Annotated in this window: 13 protein-coding genes; 4 read left to right on the forward strand and 9 right to left on the reverse strand. The window is 60.3% G+C overall.

The features are described from left to right. Positions 1 to 15 precede the first annotated feature (15 nt). The 7 genes from ACYVDM_RS24955 to ACYVDM_RS24985 all read right to left on the reverse strand — a co-directional run bounded on the left by ACYVDM_RS24955 (position 16) and on the right by ACYVDM_RS24985 (position 14284). Complete coding sequence (locus ACYVDM_RS24955) at positions 16 to 1218, reverse strand: DUF2863 family protein (protein WP_415792664.1); 1203 nt, start codon at positions 1216 to 1218, stop codon at positions 16 to 18. 144 nt (positions 1219 to 1362) lie between these two features. Further along, positions 1363 to 4059 (reverse strand): aconitate hydratase AcnA, encoded by a 2697-nt coding sequence (gene acnA / locus ACYVDM_RS24960; protein ID WP_415792666.1) that lies wholly within the window; start codon positions 4057 to 4059, stop codon positions 1363 to 1365. Between the two features lie 168 nt (positions 4060 to 4227). Further along, a complete protein-coding gene (locus ACYVDM_RS24965; RefSeq protein ID WP_415792667.1) occupies positions 4228 to 7848 on the reverse strand; it encodes an ABC transporter ATP-binding protein/permease in 3621 nt (1206 codons plus the stop codon). Between the two features lie 93 nt (positions 7849 to 7941). Further along, complete coding sequence (locus ACYVDM_RS24970) at positions 7942 to 8517, reverse strand: transglycosylase SLT domain-containing protein (protein WP_415792668.1); 576 nt, start codon at positions 8515 to 8517, stop codon at positions 7942 to 7944. Between the two features lie 176 nt (positions 8518 to 8693). Then, positions 8694 to 10895 (reverse strand): TonB-dependent receptor, encoded by a 2202-nt coding sequence (locus tag ACYVDM_RS24975; RefSeq protein ID WP_415792669.1) that lies wholly within the window; start codon positions 10893 to 10895, stop codon positions 8694 to 8696. Positions 10896 to 11156: 261 nt separating this feature from the next. Continuing rightward, positions 11157 to 13748, reverse strand: coding sequence for a bifunctional aconitate hydratase 2/2-methylisocitrate dehydratase (acnB, locus tag ACYVDM_RS24980; RefSeq protein WP_415792671.1), 2592 nt, complete (start codon positions 13746 to 13748; stop codon positions 11157 to 11159). A 245-nt stretch (positions 13749 to 13993) separates the two neighbouring features. Beyond that, positions 13994 to 14284 carry an antibiotic biosynthesis monooxygenase family protein gene (locus tag ACYVDM_RS24985; RefSeq protein ID WP_415792672.1) on the reverse strand — a complete coding sequence of 97 codons (291 nt, stop codon included), beginning with the start codon at positions 14282 to 14284 and terminating at the stop codon, positions 13994 to 13996. Positions 14285 to 14390: 106 nt separating this feature from the next. On the opposite strand from ACYVDM_RS24985, the gene ACYVDM_RS24990 reads away from it, so the two are divergent. The 3 genes from ACYVDM_RS24990 to ACYVDM_RS25000 all read left to right on the forward strand — a co-directional run bounded on the left by ACYVDM_RS24990 (position 14391) and on the right by ACYVDM_RS25000 (position 16499). Further along, positions 14391 to 14690, forward strand: coding sequence for a YciI-like protein (locus ACYVDM_RS24990; protein ID WP_415792673.1), 300 nt, complete (start codon positions 14391 to 14393; stop codon positions 14688 to 14690). 113 nt (positions 14691 to 14803) lie between these two features. After that, complete coding sequence (locus tag ACYVDM_RS24995; RefSeq protein WP_415792674.1) at positions 14804 to 15685, forward strand: EamA family transporter; 882 nt, start codon at positions 14804 to 14806, stop codon at positions 15683 to 15685. Positions 15686 to 15737: 52 nt separating this feature from the next. Next, positions 15738 to 16499: a TSUP family transporter gene (locus ACYVDM_RS25000; protein WP_415792675.1), complete on the forward strand. Its 762-nt coding sequence runs from the start codon at positions 15738 to 15740 to the stop codon at positions 16497 to 16499. Here ACYVDM_RS25000 and ACYVDM_RS25005 read toward each other — a convergent pair. Both ACYVDM_RS25005 and ACYVDM_RS25010 read right to left on the reverse strand, forming a co-directional pair. Beyond that, on the reverse strand, positions 16488 to 18914 hold the full coding sequence (locus tag ACYVDM_RS25005) for a DUF3772 domain-containing protein (RefSeq protein ID WP_415792676.1): 2427 nt from the start codon (positions 18912 to 18914) through the stop codon (positions 16488 to 16490). The two genes, ACYVDM_RS25000 and ACYVDM_RS25005, sit on opposite strands and share 12 nt — an antisense overlap. Before the next feature lie 93 nt (positions 18915 to 19007). After that, positions 19008 to 19988 (reverse strand): LysR substrate-binding domain-containing protein, encoded by a 981-nt coding sequence (locus ACYVDM_RS25010; protein ID WP_415792677.1) that lies wholly within the window; start codon positions 19986 to 19988, stop codon positions 19008 to 19010. 91 nt (positions 19989 to 20079) lie between these two features. Between ACYVDM_RS25010 and ACYVDM_RS25015 the strand changes: the two genes are divergently transcribed. Further along, entirely contained in the window at positions 20080 to 20358 is a 279-nt protein-coding gene (locus ACYVDM_RS25015; RefSeq protein ID WP_415792678.1) for a hypothetical protein, read from the forward strand. The last annotated feature ends 404 nt before the right edge of the window (positions 20359 to 20762 follow it).

Consider the following 20762-nt stretch of genomic DNA (forward strand, 5'->3'; position numbering starts at 1 on the left):
GCATGCCCGCACCACTTAGTGGAACTGTGCAGGCGTGGTGTCTGCGTCGTCGGGGAGCTCGGCATGTACCAGCTCGCCCAGCGGACTGGGAAACAACGGCGCGCCACAGTCTTCACAAAATTCCGGCGGCAATATGCCTGGAATATGGCGGACTTCGCTGACACCACTTTCTTTCAGCAAGGCCGCGATTTCGTCGATCACGCTGGGTTGGTCTTCATCATCCAGGATGTTGTCTTCGTGGCCATAAACGGGCCAGACACATCCGTAGTAGACGTCATTGCTATTGCGCAGGGTAAAACCGATACGGTATTCGTCGATACGGTTTTCGCCGCAGCCCGCAATGACCCCGCGCAATTCGGAGGCAGCCAGATTCAGTGTGCCCTCCAGCCAGTGTGTGGCCGCACGCAGCGACAAGGGCCGAACGCGACGGTCGGCCTCCCGGTTGCTGACGTAATACGCATCAGGCAACAGGCACTCCATGCCGCAGCCCGGCAGCATGGTGGCGAGGGTGGGTTGCACCTGTTCCACCCACTGTGCGTGGCAGGCCTCGCGGCTATAGGTGTCGTCGCCGGGGTGCTCTTGCCAGCGGAACACGGCGGCCCGCTCGGGTACGGCGACCGCAGCGACGACGTAGCGCGTGTCCGCCAGCATGTTGGTGAGCTCGGCCTCGCTGTTCAAGGTCGGTTGACCCGCGTCATTGCCCAGTGCCTGGTTGCCCAGTCGTTGCATCCACTGCCACGTTTCCGAAAAAGTGCGCGGCATTTGATCGATGCTGACTAACGTTGGCATCAACGCTGCGCGCACCCCGTCGGCCAGGACGTGACCGTGCAAGTGCGCCAGCAGGGTTTGCTGCGCGGCGGTGGTAATGGGGCCCGTGGGAATCGCATAGCGCGTCCAGGCGACGAGGGGGACGACGATCAGCAGAACGTCAAAGCGTTGACCGTCTTTGTCGATCTGCATCGACTCGGACTGCGTCTCTGCCAGTTCGACCAGGACTTCGTAGGCGCCCACGTCTTTTTGCGACAGGTGATCCAGCGCGGATTCGAGCGGGACGTCCTGGCTGCTGCGCAGCAACTTGGCAATGGCATCGGTCAGCAGGTGTTCCCAATACAGATCCTCCACCCGGCTACCGGAACGATTCAACGATTGGGCAAGCGTCACCAATCGCGACGCGTCGCGATTAAGGCGGGGGGAAGCGGGGCTGCGGGCTCGGGCCATGTGTGATGAGGGGGCGCTAAAAGAGGTTGGAACTCCCTAGTTTAACGCTGGTCCGGCGCGCGATAGCGTTGACCTCGCCCGGGACAGTCGGGATCGGTCGATTCCCCTGGAGGTTTCCGGGAAACACTCCAGGGCGGTCTATCGTCAGGCAGCCAACAACTGGCGCAGCACGAAGGGCAGGATGCCGCCGTGCTGGTAGTAGTCGACCTCGATGGGGGTATCAATGCGCAGCAGGACGGACACGTCTTGTTTGGAGCCATCCGCACGATGGATGGTCAGCGTGACGTCTTGCATGGGTTTGATGCCGTCTTCGAGGCCCGAGACGTCGAAGGTCTCCTGGCCGGTGATGCCCAGCGATTCGACCGTGTCATCGCCCTTGAACTGCAGCGGCAACACACCCATACCGACCAGGTTGCTGCGGTGAATGCGCTCAAAGCTGCGCGCCACCACGGCCTTGACGCCGAGCAGTTGGGTACCCTTGGCCGCCCAGTCACGCGATGAGCCCGTGCCGTACTCTTCGCCGCCGAACACCACCGTGGAGGTGCCTTGAGCTACGTACTTCATGGCGGCGTCATAGATGGAGAGTTGTTCGCCTGTGGGTTGGAACAACGTCTCGCCGCCTTCGAAGCGACTTCCATCGGGTAGCGCCGGAATCATCAGGTTTTTGATGCGCACGTTGGCAAAGGTGCCCCGCATCATGATTTCGTGGTTGCCGCGGCGTGAGCCGTAGCTGTTGAAATCCGCCTTCATGACGCCGTTTTCTTTCAGCCACTTGCCCGCTGGCGAGGTTTCTTTGATAGAGCCCGCCGGAGAAATATGGTCGGTCGTGACAGAGTCGCCAAAAATACCGAGTGCGCGTGCACCCTGGATGGTTGGCATGGCGCCCGGCGTCATGCCGAAGCCTTCAAAGAACGGCGGCTCGGCAATATAGGTCGAGTCGGGCCAATTGTAGGTTTCACCCGTCACGCCCTTGATGTTTTCCCAAAGATCGCCCGGATTGGTCTTGACCTGTCCGTAGTTGTTCCGGAATGCCTTGGGATTGAGCGCGTACTTGAGCAAGGCCTGGACTTCTTCGGTGGTGGGCCAAATGTCGCCCAGCCACACATCGCCCTTTTTGCCTTTGCCCACGGGCTCTGTCATCAGGTCGCGGGTAATGGTGCCTGCCAGTGCGTAGGCCACGACCAGCGGGGGTGAGGCCAGGAAGTTCGCCTTGATGTTCGGGTGAATCCGCGCCTCGAAGTTGCGGTTGCCCGACAGCACAGCCGCGCAGACCAGGTCGTTGCTCAGGATGGCTTCGTTCAGCTCCGGAGCGAGGTCGCCCGCGTTACCGATACACGTGGTGCAGCCATAGGCGGCCACGTCAAAGCCGAGCTGTTCCAGGTAGGGCAGCAGGCCCGTTTTGGTCAGGTACTCCGTGACCACGCGCGATCCTGGTGCCAGCGAGGTCTTGATGTGCTTGGGGACCGTCAGGCCGGCTTTCACCGCCTTTTTGGCTAACAGACCGGCAGCCAGCAGCACGCTGGGGTTGGAGGTGTTGGTGCACGAGGTAATGGCCGCGATCAGGATGTCGCCGTTTTTGATCGGGTCACCCGTACTGGTGGTGAACGTCTGTTCGAGTTTTTCGGCAGGCTGGTTAAAGCCATCTGCGCTGGACTTGGAGAACAGGTCGGCAAAGGTGCTCTTGACGTTGCCGATCTCGATACGGTCTTGCGGGCGCTTGGGGCCGGCCAGCGACGGCGCGACGGTGGACAGGTCCAGCGTCAGCAGCTTGGTGTAGTCGATGTCCTTGGCCTTGGGCACGCCGAACATCTTTTGTGCTTTGAAGTAGGCTTCGAACGCGGCGATTTCTTCGGGGGTGCGGCCCGTGCCCTCGAAATAGTCGATGGTGCGCTCGTCGACCGGGAAAAAGCCCATCGTGGCACCATATTCCGGCGCCATGTTGCCGATCGTGGCGCGCTCGGCCACCGACAGGCTGGCCGTGCCCGGGCCGCAGAATTCCACGAACTTGCCGACGACTTTTTCTCGGCGCAGCATTTCGGTGATGGTCAGCACCAGGTCGGTCGCGGTCACGCCGCCGCGCAATTTGCCCTTGAGCTCAACACCGACCACGTCAGGCGTCAGGAAATAGACGGGTTGGCCCAGCATGCCGGCCTCGGCCTCGATGCCGCCAACCCCCCAGCCCACTACGCCGATACCGTTGATCATGGTGGTGTGGCTGTCGGTCCCGACCAGCGAGTCAGGGTAGTAAATATTGTTTTTCTGGTGAACGCCGCGCGCCAGGTATTCCAGGTTGACCTGGTGAACGATCCCAAAGCCCGGAGGCACCACACCAAAAGTGTCAAACGCCTGCATGCCCCATTTCATGAACTGGTAGCGCTCTTGGTTGCGCTTGAATTCCAGTTTCATGTTCAGGTCCAGCGCGTCTTTGGTGCCGAAATAGTCGATCATGACCGAGTGGTCAACGACCAGGTCGACCGGCACGAGCGGCTCGATGCGCTTGGGGTCTTTGCCCATTTTGTCGGCCACCGACCGCATGGCCGCGATATCGGCCAGCAGCGGTACACCGGTAAAGTCCTGCAGCACAACACGAGCCACCACAAAGGGGATCTCGTCCTCACGTTTGGTATTGGCCTGCCAGCTCGCCAATTGCTTGACGTGCTCTTCGGTTACTTTCTGGCCGTCACAGTTGCGCAGTACCGACTCGAGTACGACGCGAATCGAGATAGGCAGGCGCTGCACGTCTACCCCCAGCGCCTTGCCCAGGGCCGGCAGGGAATATAGCTGACAGGACTTATCGCCGATTTTGAAATTCTTGAGGGTATTAAACGTGTTGTGCGGCATGATGGACTCCGTGGGTGTGGGACCGCGTAAAACTGCCATTTTCTGGCGTTTTGGCGCATTTGTCATTGTATGCCGTGACATTCGCGCGACGGGATGGCATTACGGGGCCTGGATACTTAAATCTTAACTCTTATATAAGACTTCTGTCGCGCATCAAAGTTCCATCAATCAGGTTTGTTGTGCGGCGGACATTTGTCGACGCACCAAATGCGCATAGGCTCCCCCGCGCTGCAGCAGTTCGTCGTGTCCGCCTGATTCGACAATTTGGCCTCCATCCACCACGGCGATAATATCGGCCTGTCGGATGGTCGACAGGCGGTGCGCGATGATCAGGGTGGTGCGATGGCGCATCAGGTCTGCCAGGGCCTGGTGTACCTGCGCCTCGCTGATCGCGTCCAAGTGCGAGGTGGCCTCGTCCAAAATCAAAATCGGGGCGTCACGCAGAAACGCGCGCGCGATGGCGATGCGTTGACGCTGTCCACCAGACAGGGCGACCCCGCGTTCGCCGACACGGGTTTGCAGGCCATCGGGCAGGCCCGCGACAAAATCCGCCAGCGCGGCGCGTGCCACCGCTTGATCCATCTCATCCGGACTGGCATGGGGGCGGGCGAGGCGGATGTTGTCTTCCAGCGTGCCATTGAGCAACCAGGTATCTTGCGCGACGAGCGCAATACGAGCGTACAGGGCATCCAGCGTCATGGCGGGTAAACGTTCGCCGTCAATACGCACCGCGCCTTGTTGCGGGTCCCAAAATCGCAGCAGTAAGCTGGCCAGCGTGCTTTTCCCTGCGCCGGAGGGGCCGACCAGCGCCAGGGTGGCGCCCGCCGGTAGAGCGAGCGTAACGTTGCGCAGGGCAGGCTCCTGCCGGCCCGGATACGTGAACGTGACGTCCTCAAAGGCCAGGGGTAGCCCGGTGCCGTTCAGCGGCGGCGAGAGCGGGCCATCCGTAATCGGTACCGCTTCGTCGTGAACGACACGCAGGCGCCGCGTCGCGGCCAGCGTGTCCGCGAGCTGGCGGCTGACCTGCGCGATCTCGGACACTGGCAAGAACGCGGCGACCGAGAGCAGAATCAGTAAGGGCAGCAGACCCGCGGCCAACGCGCCTTGCGCGACCCACCAGGCGCCGACCGCTGCGACGGTCAGGCCGCCCAGGCCGGTGGCGATTTCCAGCAGGGCTGTTTGCCTGGACAGATCGGCCAACAGGGCCAGTCGTACCCGTTGATAATCCTCGGCGATTGCCAAAAAGCCCGCGCGACGCCGATCAGTGGCGGAAAAGGCCACCAGATCGGAGAGACCCTGGATCGTTTCGGATAGATGGGCGCTTAGCAGCCCGAGTGCTTGCCGGGCACGGCTGCCTTGCGCATCCACGCGTTCGCGATTCAGCCAGGGCGACAGGCCCGCCCACAACAAAAAGGGCAGCAGCGCCAACATCAACGGCCAGGCGGCGATACCCAGGATCGCCAGCACCACCAGTGGAATCAGAACCGCGACAAAGGCCGGCGCGACCGTATGTGCGTAGAAATATTCGACCGTTTCCACGTCCTGTGTCGCCAAACCGACCAAGTCTCCGGAGCGGCGGCGCAACAGATAGGACGGTGCCAGCGCCTCCAGTTTCCGGTAAAGCGAGATACGCATTTCCGCCAAGAGCTGATAGGCAATGGCGTGAGCGAGCCAGGACTCGATCCAATGCAGGGCGGCGGCGGCGATCGCGGCCACAAACAAGCCAATCAACAAGCCATCGAAAGACTCGCCGTTTTTCAGGCGTGCGATGACGAGCGCACCCAATACCGACACTCCGATAAAGGCCGCGACGCGTCCGATGCCACTGGCGACGGTGATCGCAAATTGTTTTTTCCAGGGCTGGATGATTTCTGTCAGCGTTTGCAGTACCTGCCGGGTGGTGACGTGCTGCGCATCGGCTTCGAGGGAGAGGGGGGCAGCACGCTTGTTGTCGTCGGCCGATGCGTCGGCGACGGAGTCAGGCGCCGACACGCGTCCGGCCAGTTCCCCGATCGTCTCGTCAGCCGTGGCGGTGTCGTGTTGCCCACCCATCAGGCGGCGGTAGAGCGTATCGCCCGCCATGAGCGTGTCATGCGTGCCGGTTTCCGTGATGCGTCCACCATCGAGCACCAGGATGCGATCGGCATTGATCACGCTGGACAAGCGGTGCGCCAGCACCAGCGTCGTGCGGCCCTGGCTGAGTCGGTCCAGGGCCTGCTGAATCTCGGCTTCATTCTCCGCATCCACAGAGGACAAGGCCTCGTCCAGGATCAATATCGGCGTGTCGCGCAGCAAGGCCCGGGCAATCGCCAGACGTTGACGTTGTCCGCCGGACAATTGCGTGCCGCGCTCGCCCAGCACGGTCTGATAGCCCTGTGGCAGGGCGGCAATAAAGGCATGGGCATTCGCCGCGGTCGTCGCAGCCAGGATTTGATCCGGCGTGGCATCGGGGCGAGCCAGCAGCAAATTTTGTTCTACAGTTCCGTGGAATAGCGTGCTGTCCTGTGCCACCAAAGAGATGCTGGCCCGCACGTCCTCGGGATCCAGTTCGCGTAGATCGCGACCCTCAATCTGGATCGTCCCCGCCTGGGGATCATGCAGACGCAAGAGCAGTCTGACCAGCGTGGATTTGCCGGATCCGCTGGGGCCGACAATCCCCACTCGCTCGCCCGGGGCAATGTCAAAATCCATGCCCTGATGCGTGATTTGACGACCGCCCGGGTACGAGAAAGCGACTTGCTTGAATGCAATGGACAAGCCGCCTCGACGACCGGAAACGTCGGCGGGTTTGATGCCGGACGACGTGGCGAGATGTCCCCGTACCGCCTGGGGAGCGGACGTGGTGGCATCCAGCAGCGCACGCACGCTCGCCGCCGCTGACTGTCCCATCAGGCCATGGTGAAGCACGGCGCGCATGTCACGTAGCGGCCGGAAAATTTCCGTGCCGGCCATCAATACCACTAGTAGCGCCGCCAAGGTCATTTGCCCATCTGCGACGCGCCAGGCGCCCAGCGCCAGCGCGGCGGCCGCACCAACGGTAATGCCGATGTCAGTAGCAAAGCGTGCGGATACCTCGCGTCCCAGGACCTTGAATGTGTTGTCCGACAGTGCGCGCGCGTGTTGCGCCAGACGCTCTCCCCAAGGGCGGCTTTGACCAAAGGCCTTAAGCGTAGGCAGGCCCTGCATCGCATCCAGGAACTCCTCGCCAAAGGCTTTGAACGCCTGCGCACGTTGGCGAGAGGCATCCTTGTGGCTGCGGTGCGCGATCAGCGGCAGAATCAGCGTCACCAACGCGGCCGCCAACAGCACCAATGCCACGGGCCAATCCCACCACGCGATAAATGCAAAAATCACGAGAGGCGCGCACGCGGCAATGAATAGCTGCGGCAGATAGCGTCCGAAAAACGATTGCAACTGTTCTACGCCGTCGATCACCGCCAGCATGACGCCGCCCGTGCGTTGACCCCCGAACCACGCCGGCCCCAGTTCGACGATCTTGTCGTACAGCCTGGCGCGCAGCTTGTTCTGGATCAGTGCAGCGTTGCGATTGGCCAGCGTGTTCAACGCATGTTCGAACACGCCGCGCAGTACGATCGCTATCGCGGCGCCGGCCAGCGGCCACCAGAGGGCGGCACCGCTTTCGCCTGCAAACAACTGTGCGAGAAATTTTCCCAGCAGTGCAAAGCGGGCTATTCCCGCGGCCAGGCCCAAAAGTCCGAGTAAGGCGCACACCAACATGCGCAGCCTCACGCCGCGCGTCATACCCCAGAGAATGGAATCGAAATACATGCAGCTTCCTTGTCGTGGCCGTCTGGCGTTCAGCCGGCCATTGGCACAGCCGACATTATGGCCATAGCGGCGCGCGCTGTGTGATCGTCAGAGTTAGTCTTTCTCGCAACTGCGATATTGCGCGCCAAAGCGTTCAGCGCGCGCCTGGACTTGCTGTGCCACCCGTTTCAACCAGGCCTTGCTGTCGTAGCTGCGGTTGCGATAGCCCGTCCAGCCCTCGTGATAGTTCAGGTACTGACCATAGGCATCCCATTTGGACACTCCATTGATCTGCTGCGTTTTGCTGATGTACCAGCCCATGAAATCCAGCGAGTCGGCCATGTCATCACGGCTGGATGTCCAGCCGCCAGCTTCTTTCTTGTAGTCCGCCCAGGCTTCATCCTTGGCTTGCGCATAACCATACGCCGAGCTGACACGACCCCATGGAACAAAGCCCAGAAAGTAATAGCGTGGGGGCTGAGCATCGTGCCGGAAGCTGGACTCGTGGTACATCATGGCAAAGGCCACCTGCACAGGCACTCCCCATTTTTCGCGCATATCCAGCGCGGACTCTCGCCAATCGGGTTTTTCACGAAAGATTTCGCAGAGGTTTTCGGGGTTGGACGGCGGGGTGGTCGCGCAGCCGCCCAACAGTATCAAAAGGGTCAGTGCCAGTGGCCCTGGTTTCATTGCCGCGTTCCTTGTTCAGGGGATGGGGCATTCTAAGCGTTATACGCGTATCGCAGGGGAGCTGAGCGTCCTGAGGGGATAGACTGAGTGGTTGTGTGATGCGCACTGCACGTAAAAAGAGAAAGGGGCATCGTCACCAGCGACGACGCCCCATTAGGCAAGCCAGATCCTGTCAATCAAAAATCGACAGACATGGACAGCTTATAAACGCGCCCCATGCCTTGGGTAAGCTGACCAAACGAGTTCCCTACGGTCGCCCAGTATTTCTTGTCTGTGACATTGTCCACGCCGGCACGCCATACCACGTTGTGGCCATCAATCTTGGTGGCATAACGCGCGCCCAGATCGACCCGTGTCCATGCCGGGATTTTGGCGGTATTGTCGATATTGACGTATTGCGAACCGCGGCGTTGTATGTAGGCTTGCAGCGTCAACCCAGTGAGCGCAGGGATATCCCATTCAGCACCGAGCACTGCTTGATAGCGTGGGACGCCAATCGCATCATTGCCGTCTTGTTCGGCGCCTTGGGTGCCACGCAGCTCCGGATCCATGAACGTAATGCCACCTAACAGTCGTACACCCTTGGTGGGTTCGCCGTAGATATTGAATTCCAGTCCACGATTACGTTGCGAGCCCGCCAAGCCAAACACGAGATCCGAGTCCATATAGGCCTGAGGTTTCTCGATCTGAAAAATGCCGATATTGCCGCCGAGATTGCCGAAATCAAATTTGACACCGGCTTCGGTTTGCTTGGTGCGATAGGGGGCGAGCGTGTCGCCAAAATTGCTGGCGTCTCGCGGCGCGGCATCGCCTTTGGTCAACCCCTCAATGTGGTTCACATAAAACGACACCTCCTCCCAAGGCCGTATAACCAAACCATAGGCGGGCGTCCAAACCGATTCATCGTACGTCGTCGTGTGGATACCATTTCCGTCGTAGAGCTTGTCCTTGATCGTTTGACGTCGTACCCCGAGGGTCAGAAAGACGCGATCATCCAAGAACGACAACTGATCCGACAAGGCAAAGCTCGTCAAATGTGTGCGACTGCTGATGTGTGGATCGTCCATGTCACCCGCCCCGTTCACAACATCGGAGGGACGATCAAAATAGTCGGGATTGTAGATGTCGATCGGGCTGGAAGCGCTCCTTTCCCATGCCTGTCGGACGCGAGTCTGCAGCCCGGACACCCCAATATTCACCAAATGGCCGACCGGCCCGGTCTGGAATTTTCCGCGCACTCCAATTTCACCGCTGACGGAGTCGCGGGTGTACGGCACGGTCAATCGGCCCACGGTCCCGATGCCATCGCCGTCGACAGTGGGTTGCCCATAATCGCCACTCTCGCGATCGTGGCTGGTGCCGATGGCCGCGTAGCCCATCCAGTTGTTGGTGAAGTCGTATTCCGCCCGGAGCACACCATAGGTGCTTTCCAGTTCGCTGTACGTCCATGGTTGACCATAGTTCGTATCATTGGATGGTGGCGACGGAACGTCGTCGCCGCTGACTCTAATCGTGGGACGTGGCTGCGAATAACGATACTTTTGATAACCGGCATCCAGCGAAACGCGCAGTTTTTCGCCCAGATAATCCAGGCCGATCGTGCCGACCGTCATCCGTTGGCCCGCATCGTCGACGCTTGTATCGCCATCACGATGGGCGGCATTGACGCGGATTCCAAACTCCTGGTTTTCTCCCCAACGTCGTCCGATATCCACGCCGCCACCCACTTGAGAGTCGCTGGTGTAGTCGATCGTCGCCCGGGTCAACGGATCCACCCCGGCCCGCTTGGGCTGGATGTTGATCGAGCCACCCAACCCGGACCCGCCCGGTGCGGCGCCATTCAAAAAGGCATTGGCCCCTTTCAGGATTTCGACGCGTTCCACCATCTGCGTCGGCAGCACCTGACGCGGCAAAATACCGTACAGCCCGTTGAATGACAGATCGTCGTTATTCAGCGGAAAGCCGCGTATCGAAAACGTCTCGGCCGAGTTTCCAAAGCCATTGCCCACCTGTACCGAGGCATCATTCTTGACGACATCGCCGAGCGTGCGCGCTTGTTGGTCCTCGATCAGCTTGGATGTGTAGCTGGTGACCACAAAGGGCGCGTCCATGTTGTCGATGTTGCCCAGCACGCCCAATTGGCCGCCACGCGCGACTTGCCCGCCCGCATATTCGACGGAGGTGGGGGCGGAGATAGGGGTTTCGCCGGTCACCGTGGTGGATTCGAGGGTGGTGACAGCGCCCTGCACGGTTTGTGACCAAGCAGGCGCGCCAGTCAGCACCCCAGCAGACAACGCTGCGTGAATTGCAAGATTGAGAGGTGTGAGGCGGGCGCAACTGACAGTGGGCAGCACACGACGCAGCGTAAAAGTAGGCATAGCAGAGGGCTCTATCCAGGAAATGGTAATAAGAATGCCTTTTATTATCGTGATCGTACCCAACTTACGCAATGTTTTATGTCTAAGTGCACAACACTATGGGCCGTTGCGCACCGGCCGGCCCCACCGGCTCACGCCGAACAGCGGCGCGTTAAGGGCTCAACATCTCGCTCCCCGAAAAAACACAACTTCCCCCGCAAAAAAAAACGGCCCTGAGAAAACCCTCAGGGCCGTTTCCACTACCGCAGTCAGTAGACCGAGTTACACCTCGATGACCGCCGCTACGTCTTTGTAGTCGTCGATCTGGTCGAAGTTCAGGTACTGATAGATCTGGTCGCTACTCTTGTTGATGACGCCCATATCGGTCATGTACTCGTCCTTGGTCGGAATACGACCCAGGCGCGAGCAGATGGCGGCCAGTTCGGCCGAACCCAGGTACACGTTGGTGTTCTTGCCCAGGCGGTTGGGGAAGTTACGCGTGCTGGTCGACATGACAGTCGCGCCTTCGCGGACTTGTGCCTGGTTACCCATGCACAGCGAGCATCCCGGCATTTCGGTACGCGCGCCCGCCGTACCAAAGACACCGTAGTGGCCTTCTTCGGTCAGTTGTTGCGCATCCATCTTGGTCGGCGGAGCCACCCAGAGCTTGACCGGAATGTCACGCTTGCCTTCGAGCAGCTTCGAGGCGGCACGGAAGTGGCCGATGTTGGTCATGCAGCTACCGATGAAGACTTCGTCGATCTTGGCGCCGGCGACATCGGACAAGGTCTTGACGTCGTCGGGATCGTTCGGGCAGGCCACGATGGGTTCGTGCACGTCGGCCAGGTCGATGTCGATGACGGCGGCGTATTCCGCATCGGCATCGGGTTCCAGCAGCTGGGGATCAGCCAGCCAGGCTTGCATGGCCTTGATGCGGCGGCCCAGCGAGCGTTCGTCTTCGTAGCCGTTGGCGATCATCCACTTCAGCATCACGATGTTGCTGTTGATGTATTCGATGATCGGCTCTTTGTTCAGGCGCACGCTGCAACCTGCGGCAGAGCGTTCGGCCGACGCGTCGGAGAGTTCGAATGCCTGTTCCACCTTCAGATCGGGCAGGCCTTCGATTTCCAGGACGCGACCGGAGAAGATGTTCTTTTTGCCTTGCTTGGCCACGGTCAGCAGGCCTTGCTTGATGGCGTACAGCGGGATGGCGTTGACCAGATCGCGCAGCGTCACGCCAGGCTGCATCTTGCCCTTGAAGCGCACCAGCACCGATTCCGGCATGTCCAGTGGCATCACGCCCGTGGCGGCGGCAAAGGCCACCAGGCCCGAGCCGGCCGGGAACGAAATACCAATCGGGAAACGAGTATGCGAGTCACCGCCCGTACCCACCGTATCCGGCAGCAACATGCGGTTCAGCCACGAGTGGATGACGCCGTCACCCGGGCGCAGCGAGATGCCCCCGCGCGTGCTGATGAACTGCGGCAGCGTGTGGTGCGTCTTGACGTCGACGGGTTTCGGATAGGCGGCGGTGTGGCAGAACGACTGCATGACCAGATCGGCCGAAAAACCCAGGCAGGCCAGGTCTTTCAACTCGTCGCGGGTCATGGGGCCAGTGGTGTCTTGGCTACCCACCGAGGTCATGCGCGGTTCGCAGTAGGTGTTGGGACGCACGCCCTGGCCTTCGGGCAGACCGCAGGCACGGCCGACCATTTTTTGGGCCAGCGTAAAGCCCTTGCCGGAGTCGACGGGGCTCTTGGGCAGGCGGAACAGGGTCGAGGGAGCCAGGCCCAGCGCCTCGCGCGCCTTGGCGGTCAGGCCACGGCCGATGATCAGCGGAATGCGGCCACCGGCGCGCACTTCGTCAAACAGCACTTCGGACTTGACCTGGAATTCGGAGATGACTTCGCCGTCTTTGAGGGCCTTGCCTTCGTAGGGACGCAGTTCCACCACGTCGCCCATTTCCATCTTGGACACGTCCAGCTCGATCGGCAGGGCGCCCGCGTCTTCCATGGTGTTGTAGAAAATGGGAGCAATCTTGCTGCCCAGGCAGACCCCGCCAAAGCGCTTGTTGGGGACGAAGGGGATGTCTTCGCCGGTGAACCACAACACCGAGTTGGTGGCGGACTTACGCGACGAGCCCGTGCCGACCACGTCACCCACATAAGCGACCAGATGGCCTTTTTCTTTCAGCGACTCGATGAACTGCACCGGGCCGCGCTTGCCGTCCTCTTCGGGCTCGAATGCTGCGCCGTCGCGCTTGTTTTTGAGCATTGCCAGGGCGTGCATCGGGATATCAGGACGTGTCGTGGCGTCAGGCGCGGGCGACAGGTCGTCGGTATTGGTTTCGCCAGGTACCTTGAAAACCGTGATCGTCAGGCTTTCGGGAAGCTCGGGGCGACTGGTGAACCACTCGGCATCGGCCCAGCTTTGCAGCACGGCTTTGGCGTTGGTATTGCCCTTGTCGGCCTTTTCCTTGACATCATGGAAGGCGTCAAACATCAACAGGGTCTTTTTCAGCGCGTCGGCCGCGATGGTGCTGACCTCGGCATCGTCCAGCAGCTCGATCAGCGGGCCGATGTTGTAGCCACCCAGCATGGTGCCTAACAATTCCGTTGCTTTGGCCCGGCTGATCAGCGCACACGATTCGGTGCCCAGCGCGACGGCCGCCAAATACGAAGCCTTGACCTTGGCGGCGTCATCCACGCCGGCCGGTACGCGATAAGTCAGTAATTCCAGCAGATTTTCTGCTCCGCCCGCGGGCGGGCTTTTCAGAAGCTCGATCAGGTCGGCAGTTTGTTGAGCCGTGAGCGGCAGCGGGGGGATGCCCAGCGCGGCGCGCTCGGCAACGTGTTTGCGGTACGTTTCCAGCATGGGATGGCCTGAATAAAAGTCGGGTTGCGAGAAGGGTTGTCGAGGCCGATTGTAGAACTGAAGGAGGTTTGGAGCAAGTGTCTTATATCTTATATAAGACTTGCTTCAATATCATTCCGACTTCCGCAGACGGGAAACTATTCCATGGTTTTTGCCTTGGGCCGCCCCAAGGCAAAAAGCACCCCCTCGGGGGGCAGCAAACCGAAGGCGCAGCGTGGGGGCCTTAATTCAAACTGCCTCGTGGCCTACAGCACTTTGGTCTCGTGATGCACCTGTGGTGATTGCGCGAAATGCGGGCCGACCAGCTTGCGCCATTCTTGAAAATCTGCGGACTCCCGGAAATCAACCATATGGTTTTCCACGGTTTCCCAGTCGACGACCAATGTGTATTGCTGAGGGTTTTCAATCGACCGATGCAACGCCACGCCATGACAACCCTTGGCACGCAGGAAGAGCGGTTTGGCCTGCGCCACGCCGTCTTCGAATTGGGCTTCTTGCCCGGCAGTCACGAGAATGCTGGCTATTTCCTGGATCATTGGGATTCCTTGAGTCAGTGAACAACGCGATAAATGAATAATAAGACGGGCAAAACTCACGACAGGTATGATCAAGCTACACCGTGACTTTAGCTCAGGAGCCGCCATGCATTATCTGATGTTCTACGATTTGGTCCCCGACTACTTAGAGCGCCGAGGCGAGTTTCGTGACAAGCATCTGGCCATGGCGCGTGCCGCCGTCGCGCGAGGCGAGTTGGTGTTGGCTGGTGCGCTAGCTGATCCCGCCGACCAGGCGGTGCTGCTATTCAAGGCCGATTCCCCGGCGGTCGCCGAGGCTTTTGCCCAAGCCGACCCCTATGTGCAGGAGGGGTTGGTCAAGCAATGGCGAGTGCGGCCATGGACCACTGTGGTCGGGTACCTGGCGGAGCATTCCGTGCCGAACTGATATTGCGTTCAGCGTATTGTCAGTCTGTTGGTCCGTTGGCCGCGGGGCAATGTGACGGCGTATGATGCCGCCTTTGCCCTGGTTCCTAACGGTGGTCGTTGACCACGCCGCTCATGCCTTTCTCGCACCTGCTGTTGGCGCTGTCCGTCGTTTTCATTTGGGGGACGAACTTCGTCATCATTAAGTGGGGGCTGGCCGAATTTCCCGCTTTTCTGTTCGCGACATTGCGATTTTTGTTGTCGGCATTGCCCTGGGTGTTTGTTATGCGCCGTCCGGCCGTGCCGTGGAGTCTGCTGGTTCGCGCGGGCTTATTGCTGGGAGTCGGACAGTTTGGCCTGGTGTATTGGGCCATGCGCCACGACATCACGCCTGGATTGGCTTCCCTGGTAGTGCAGGCACAGGTGTTCTTCACCATCATTATGTCGATGGTTATTCATGGTGAGCGCTCACGGCCATTACAAATCGTGGCTCTGGTATTGGCGACAGCGGGCTATGCCTTGGTGGCCTGGCGTAGCGCGACAGACCCTGCATCGGCCATCACGCTCATCGGTTTCGGCGTCGTATTGGCCGCCGCCTTTAGCTGGGCATGCACCAATATGGTCATGCGTGCGGCGGGCCGGGTGAATATGGTGGCCTTTACCGCCTGGAGCTCCCTGTTCGCCGTTATCCCCCTGCTGCTGATCAGCCTGGCGCTCGACGGGCCTTCGCAGGTGGTCGACGCGTTGGCTCATGCCAGTATGTGGGGTTGGCTCGCGGCGCTGTGGCAAGCAATCGGCAATACCGTGTTCGCGTTTGGCGCCTGGGGATGGTTGCTCGCCCGGCATCCCGCGATCACGGTGACGCCGCTGGCGTTGCTGGTGCCGGTATTCGGCATTTTGTCGTCGGTCGTGTTGCTAGGCGAATCCTTGCCTCTTTGGAAGGTCGTGGCCACGGGCCTTGTGCTGGGTGGTCTATGCTTAAACGTTTACGCGAGTCGCGCTGGAGGCAAACGGTAGCAGTAGGCGCTTGCGCTCCGGCGCATCGGTAGCAGTTGTCGTATAGAAAATCATGACGTGGGTTGATCATCTTTTATTCCTGGGCAGTGTGGCGCTGGCCACCTATGCACAGACCGTGACGGGGTTTGCATTTGGGTTGGTGCTGTTGGGGCTGACGGGTTTGTTGTCTTTGGCGCCATTGCCTGAGATGTCCAACGTGGTCAATATGCTGATGTTGGTCAACGCGCTCGTCGCCTTGCACGGCACACGCGGGCAGTTGAATTGGTCGCTTATCCGTACGCCCTTATTCGCCAGCCTCGCCGGGGTGGTGGCGGGCGTTATCGCGCTGGACTGGATCAGCGGCAACGCTATCTTGTTGTTGCGCGGCCTGTTGGGCCTGACCATTCTGGCGTGTGCGGTTTTGTTGATTTCAGGCACGCGGCCGTTGACAACAATCTCATCGCGAGGCGCTTTTATCTCGTTTGGTTTGGTGTCCGGTGTGTTGGGCGGATTGTTTTCCAGCGCGGGCCCCCCAATGGTCTATCACTTCTATCGGCAACCGCTGCCGTTGTCCGTTGTGCGTAATAGTTTGCTCGTCTTGTTCGCTGCCAACTCGGTCCTGCGCCTTTCTTTAGTGACGGCACAGGGCAATTTGACGGCCTCGGCGATTTGGCTCGGGGTCGAAGCCTTGCCTGTGGTTGTGGTGCTGACCTGGCTGGTGCGCCGATATGCCTCGGCGGATTCCTTCCGGGCCGTCAAGCGGTTGGTCTTCCTGCTGTTGCTGATTTCAGGCTTGGGGTTGCTTATCCCGGTTTCCCGGGCACTATGGGGATAGGTTGATCGGCGGTGTCGGCGTCGGCGCGGGCTCCGGCACTGAGGCAGAGTCCGGCGTGGTCGTCACCAGCACGGCGGACGGTGTAGACAAGGGCAGTTTCGCTTCTGCGATGCGTTGCAATATGTCGTAGAGCAGCGCACTACGCACACTATAGGCATTACGCGGCGTACTGACATAGCCGCGCGCATTGAACATCAAGTGGCCGTTTTCGATGCCTTCCAGATACACCTCGGGGGCTGGCGTTTCCATAATGCCTTCATTGTCCGTGAATGCGTCCCGCAATAGTTCGCGTAGCTGTTGCGCATCCGTTTCGAGCGGCATCGGCAGTTTGACTTGCACCAGTCCCAGTGGATTGCTGTGCGTCACATTACGCACCGTTTTCGTGATGAACTCCGAGTTCGGCACAATCACGGTGGACCGGTCAGCCATCTGAATTTCCGTGGCGCGCACATTGATCCGTGCGATGTCACCCTCAATGCCACCGAGCGATACCCAATCGCCCACCTTGACGGGGCGCTCGGCGAGCAGGATCAGGCCGGACACAAAATTTTGCACCACGGCCTGTAGCCCGAAACCGATTCCCACCGACAGGGCGCTGGCGATCCAGGCGACTCTCTCCAGCCCCAGTCCCAATGCCGAGAGAGACAGGGCAATGGCAAGCACCACACCCGCATAGCCGAACAAAGTCGCGGCCGATAGCTGCATACCCGGGTCGAGTTCGGTGGTGGGTAAGTATCGATCCGCCAACCAGCGTTTGAGCAAGCGCACGCCGATCAGGCCGAACGCCAGCACCAGGAAGCCTCGCATCAAGGCGCCCGGACGAAGGTGTATTTCGCCGATCTGCAAGCCGCCGAGCAACTGACTCATGCGGTGCAGCAGATCTGATGGCCCTTCCCCAAACGGGGCCAGTAGCAGGGTGGCGGCAACCAGCGCGACCGTTACTCTACCGACGCCTGCCAGCACTACCGCGATTTGACTATGAAGGCGTGCGCGCGACTCGTTTTCGTTGTCGGCGGGCGGCGCCAGCAGGGTGCTGAACCCGTCGGTAATCAGTACAGACAATAGATAGGCGAAACATAAAATCGCCAGCACCCACAAAACCTGTTTGACGATAAAACTGCCAAATGCCACGTAGCCTGCCAGCGCACTGATGACACAACAGGCCAGGACAACCCACATCATATTGCGCAGAACCGAGAGCCAGAGCGGCCGCGGGGGCGGCGGCGACTCTTCGATCTCGTGAGGAACAGGTTTGCGCGACGACGTGGTGCGTCGCAGTCCCCATGCGAGCGTCGCGGCCAGTGCCAGCGTCGCCAGCGAGGTAATCACGATCGTGGTGGTCAGGCTGGCGTTCAGCAAGATAGGCAGTTCGTCACCCAGCCAGGTCAGCACGACCCATATACCCAGCAGCGTGGGCATATGTCGCAGTCCGTGTGCGATATCGTCAGGGATAGACAGCAAGCGCCAACTGGGACGCTCGGGCGATAGCAGGGCATGACCGAGTCCGGTGACGCAGCCGCCAAAGGCCACGACGGCAGCCAGGCTGGACAGTAACTCGCCAGTATCGTCCGACAAGGCGTCATTCCAGTTCAGTCCGGTATAAATCAGGGCGGCAATGATGCCCGGCATGGCCGTCGCCAGCATCACGATGCCAAACGCCAGGAATGAGCGCCGTAATCGGCCCGGCGGCACGCGTGTCGCCGTCAGGCGCAGTAGCAGGCGACTGCATGCCATCCCCAGCACTACCGTGATGCCCGCCACGATCGCTAACCCAATCCAGGCGAGTATCGGCGTGCTCGAGGTCGCCTCGCGCAGTTCGTCAACCAGTTGTCCCAAGCGGCGCGAGTCTCGGGGAAGATCGCCCTTTAACTCCGTCCAAAAGGACTTGCCCAAAATGGAATCACGTCGCTCGCCCAATCGCGCCTGAAACTGTGTACGGCGCATCGTCGAAATCTGTTCGGCTGTCTGCGCGGCCTCGACGGCGAGCAAACGAGCGAGCTTGACTTGCGAGTCCAGTGTCTTGTTGTCTCGTTGCAGTTGTTTGCGCTGAGCGGCGACGTCCGGGGTTTCGCTTGATCCCTCGGGGGGCGTACCCAATTCCGTCAAGCGGGCGGTGACACCGGCCAGCTGAGGCGTCAGCGTTTCGGCCAACCCCTCGGCGCGTGACTGGATCTCCAGCACGTCGGCGCGCCAGCGCGTGAGTTGGGCATCATCACTGTCGTCGTCGTCCAGGCGCTCCAGTATCTGGTCGATCTGCTTACGGGCATCGGACAGAACTGATTCGACATCGGCCGGCCCTTGGGGTGCTTCGGGCTGTGCCGAGACGACCGCCGCGAGCCCTAACCATAGAAATAATGTCAGACCCGCCAGCAGGCGAATCCAATACGCACATCGAGTGCGTGGGAGCTGCATCATAATGGGCGAACCTCATGCTCCGGGTGGCCCCGGGTATTGAGCAAGCATAGCAGCGTGCTGCCTTGCGAGTGCAACAAAACCTGTGCAGATCGATCAGGGGTGATCATGGCGGGCGGAGGGCGTGTCGACAGCGGTGTCGGCATCGCCATTCGCGTCGCAGGATACCAGCGTCTCGCGCGAGCGCTCCAGCTCGTCGTGAATCCATTGGCGCAAGGCGGACAGCGGTGGCCAGTCGCGCAGGCCCGGCGGGTAGACCAGATGATACGTATCGGTCGAATCGAAATCGATGCTGATCGGCGATAGTTTCACCAACCGGCCCGCGTACATCGCATCAGCGGCCAGCAGCTCACGGCTGAGGGCTAGTCCCAAGCCTTGCTCGGCCGCCTGCAACATCAGGCTGAAATCATTGAACGACGCGACGGGGGTGGCATTGACGGTCAGCCCTGCTGCCGCGAACCATTGTCGCCAGAGCTCTTTGTCGCCCAACAACGGCTGGCGTGCCAGCGTTTCCGGGGTGTGGTCGGCTAATTGCCGCGCGGTGTCGGCCGATGCCAGCACTACGAGGGGCATCGGGGTGTCGAACAGCGACTCAGACAGCACGCCCGGCCAGGAGCCACGTCCCGAGCGCAAGCCGGCATGGAATCCCTCGCGCGCAAGATCGGAAACGTGGCTCGAGGTTTCGATTTCCAGCGTCAGATCAGGGTGGCGCTCGCGCCAGCGTGCCATCCGGGGAAGCAGCCAGCGCTGGGCGAACGAGGGCAGCATCGAGACACGTATGCGCTGGTGGGCGCCGCTGCTAACGGAGGCTGCGGCCAATACCCCGTCATCCAGCTGTGCCAGAGCGGTTCGCACGCTGCATAGCAAAGCCCGTCCCGCGGGGTTCAAAATCAGTCGTCGACCCTGCCGCTCAAAGAGGGGAAATCCCAACTGAGTCTCGAGCACGCGGATCTGTTGACTGACGGCGCTGTGCGTCAGGTGCAATTGCTCTGCGGCGGCCCGCAGGTTCTGCAGCTCGGCGACCACGCGGAAGGCGGGCAGGGTATTTAACGGTAGACGGCTCATGCTGGTAAGCATAACCGACCAAAATGGGTAGAACAATGCGATTCACAACCAGGTTTTGTGCTTTTAAGCTAACCAGTATGAAAACCTGAGTGAGGAGGCAAACATGGAATCGCAAGGAAATCTGTCGGCAGTCAATGGCGCTTGCGTCACCACGTCGTCCTGGCGTCTGCCGTTATTCGGGCACGCACGGCTGAGCCAGCACTGGTCTGAATGGTGGACAGCCTGGGAGACGCGCCGAGCCAGTAAGAGAACGGCCATGGCGCTGAGCGAGCTGGATGATGCCATGCTGCAAGACATCGGGGTACAGGGCTGCATGCTGTCTGAAAGCCGTGCAATCCGCCAGGCCCAGCAAGATCGCCGAGCATACTGGCTCTGGTCGTGAGCAACACGTGGGACGGAAGGGGGGGGGCATCGATGCTGTTTCCCCTTCTTCCCTACCCTTTCCTTCCCTAATATCAATATAAAGATCCCCCGCTCACTCTATATCCCCGCCTGCTCGTATATATAGGGGCTGACGTCTATAAAGAGATGAAGAACAGAATGAAGAGCGGACAGCTGTATATAAGGGATGGCTAATGTCTCTCTATATGAAGAAAGCCGCCCGCCTATATCGAGGGAGAAACCTGGCTCCCACATAGATATAAGGCCCGTTCCTGGACCGCTCCCTGAACGTTGGCGCAGGCGCTTATTCCGTCATTCTGGCTGGTTTGCATGCCCTGAATATCCTGTGCTATAGTCTCGCTCCTTCGCTGCTGGAACACGAGTGTTCAGGCGGCGGGGCCGGAG

The sequence above is a fragment of the Bordetella tumulicola genome (assembly GCF_054779135.1).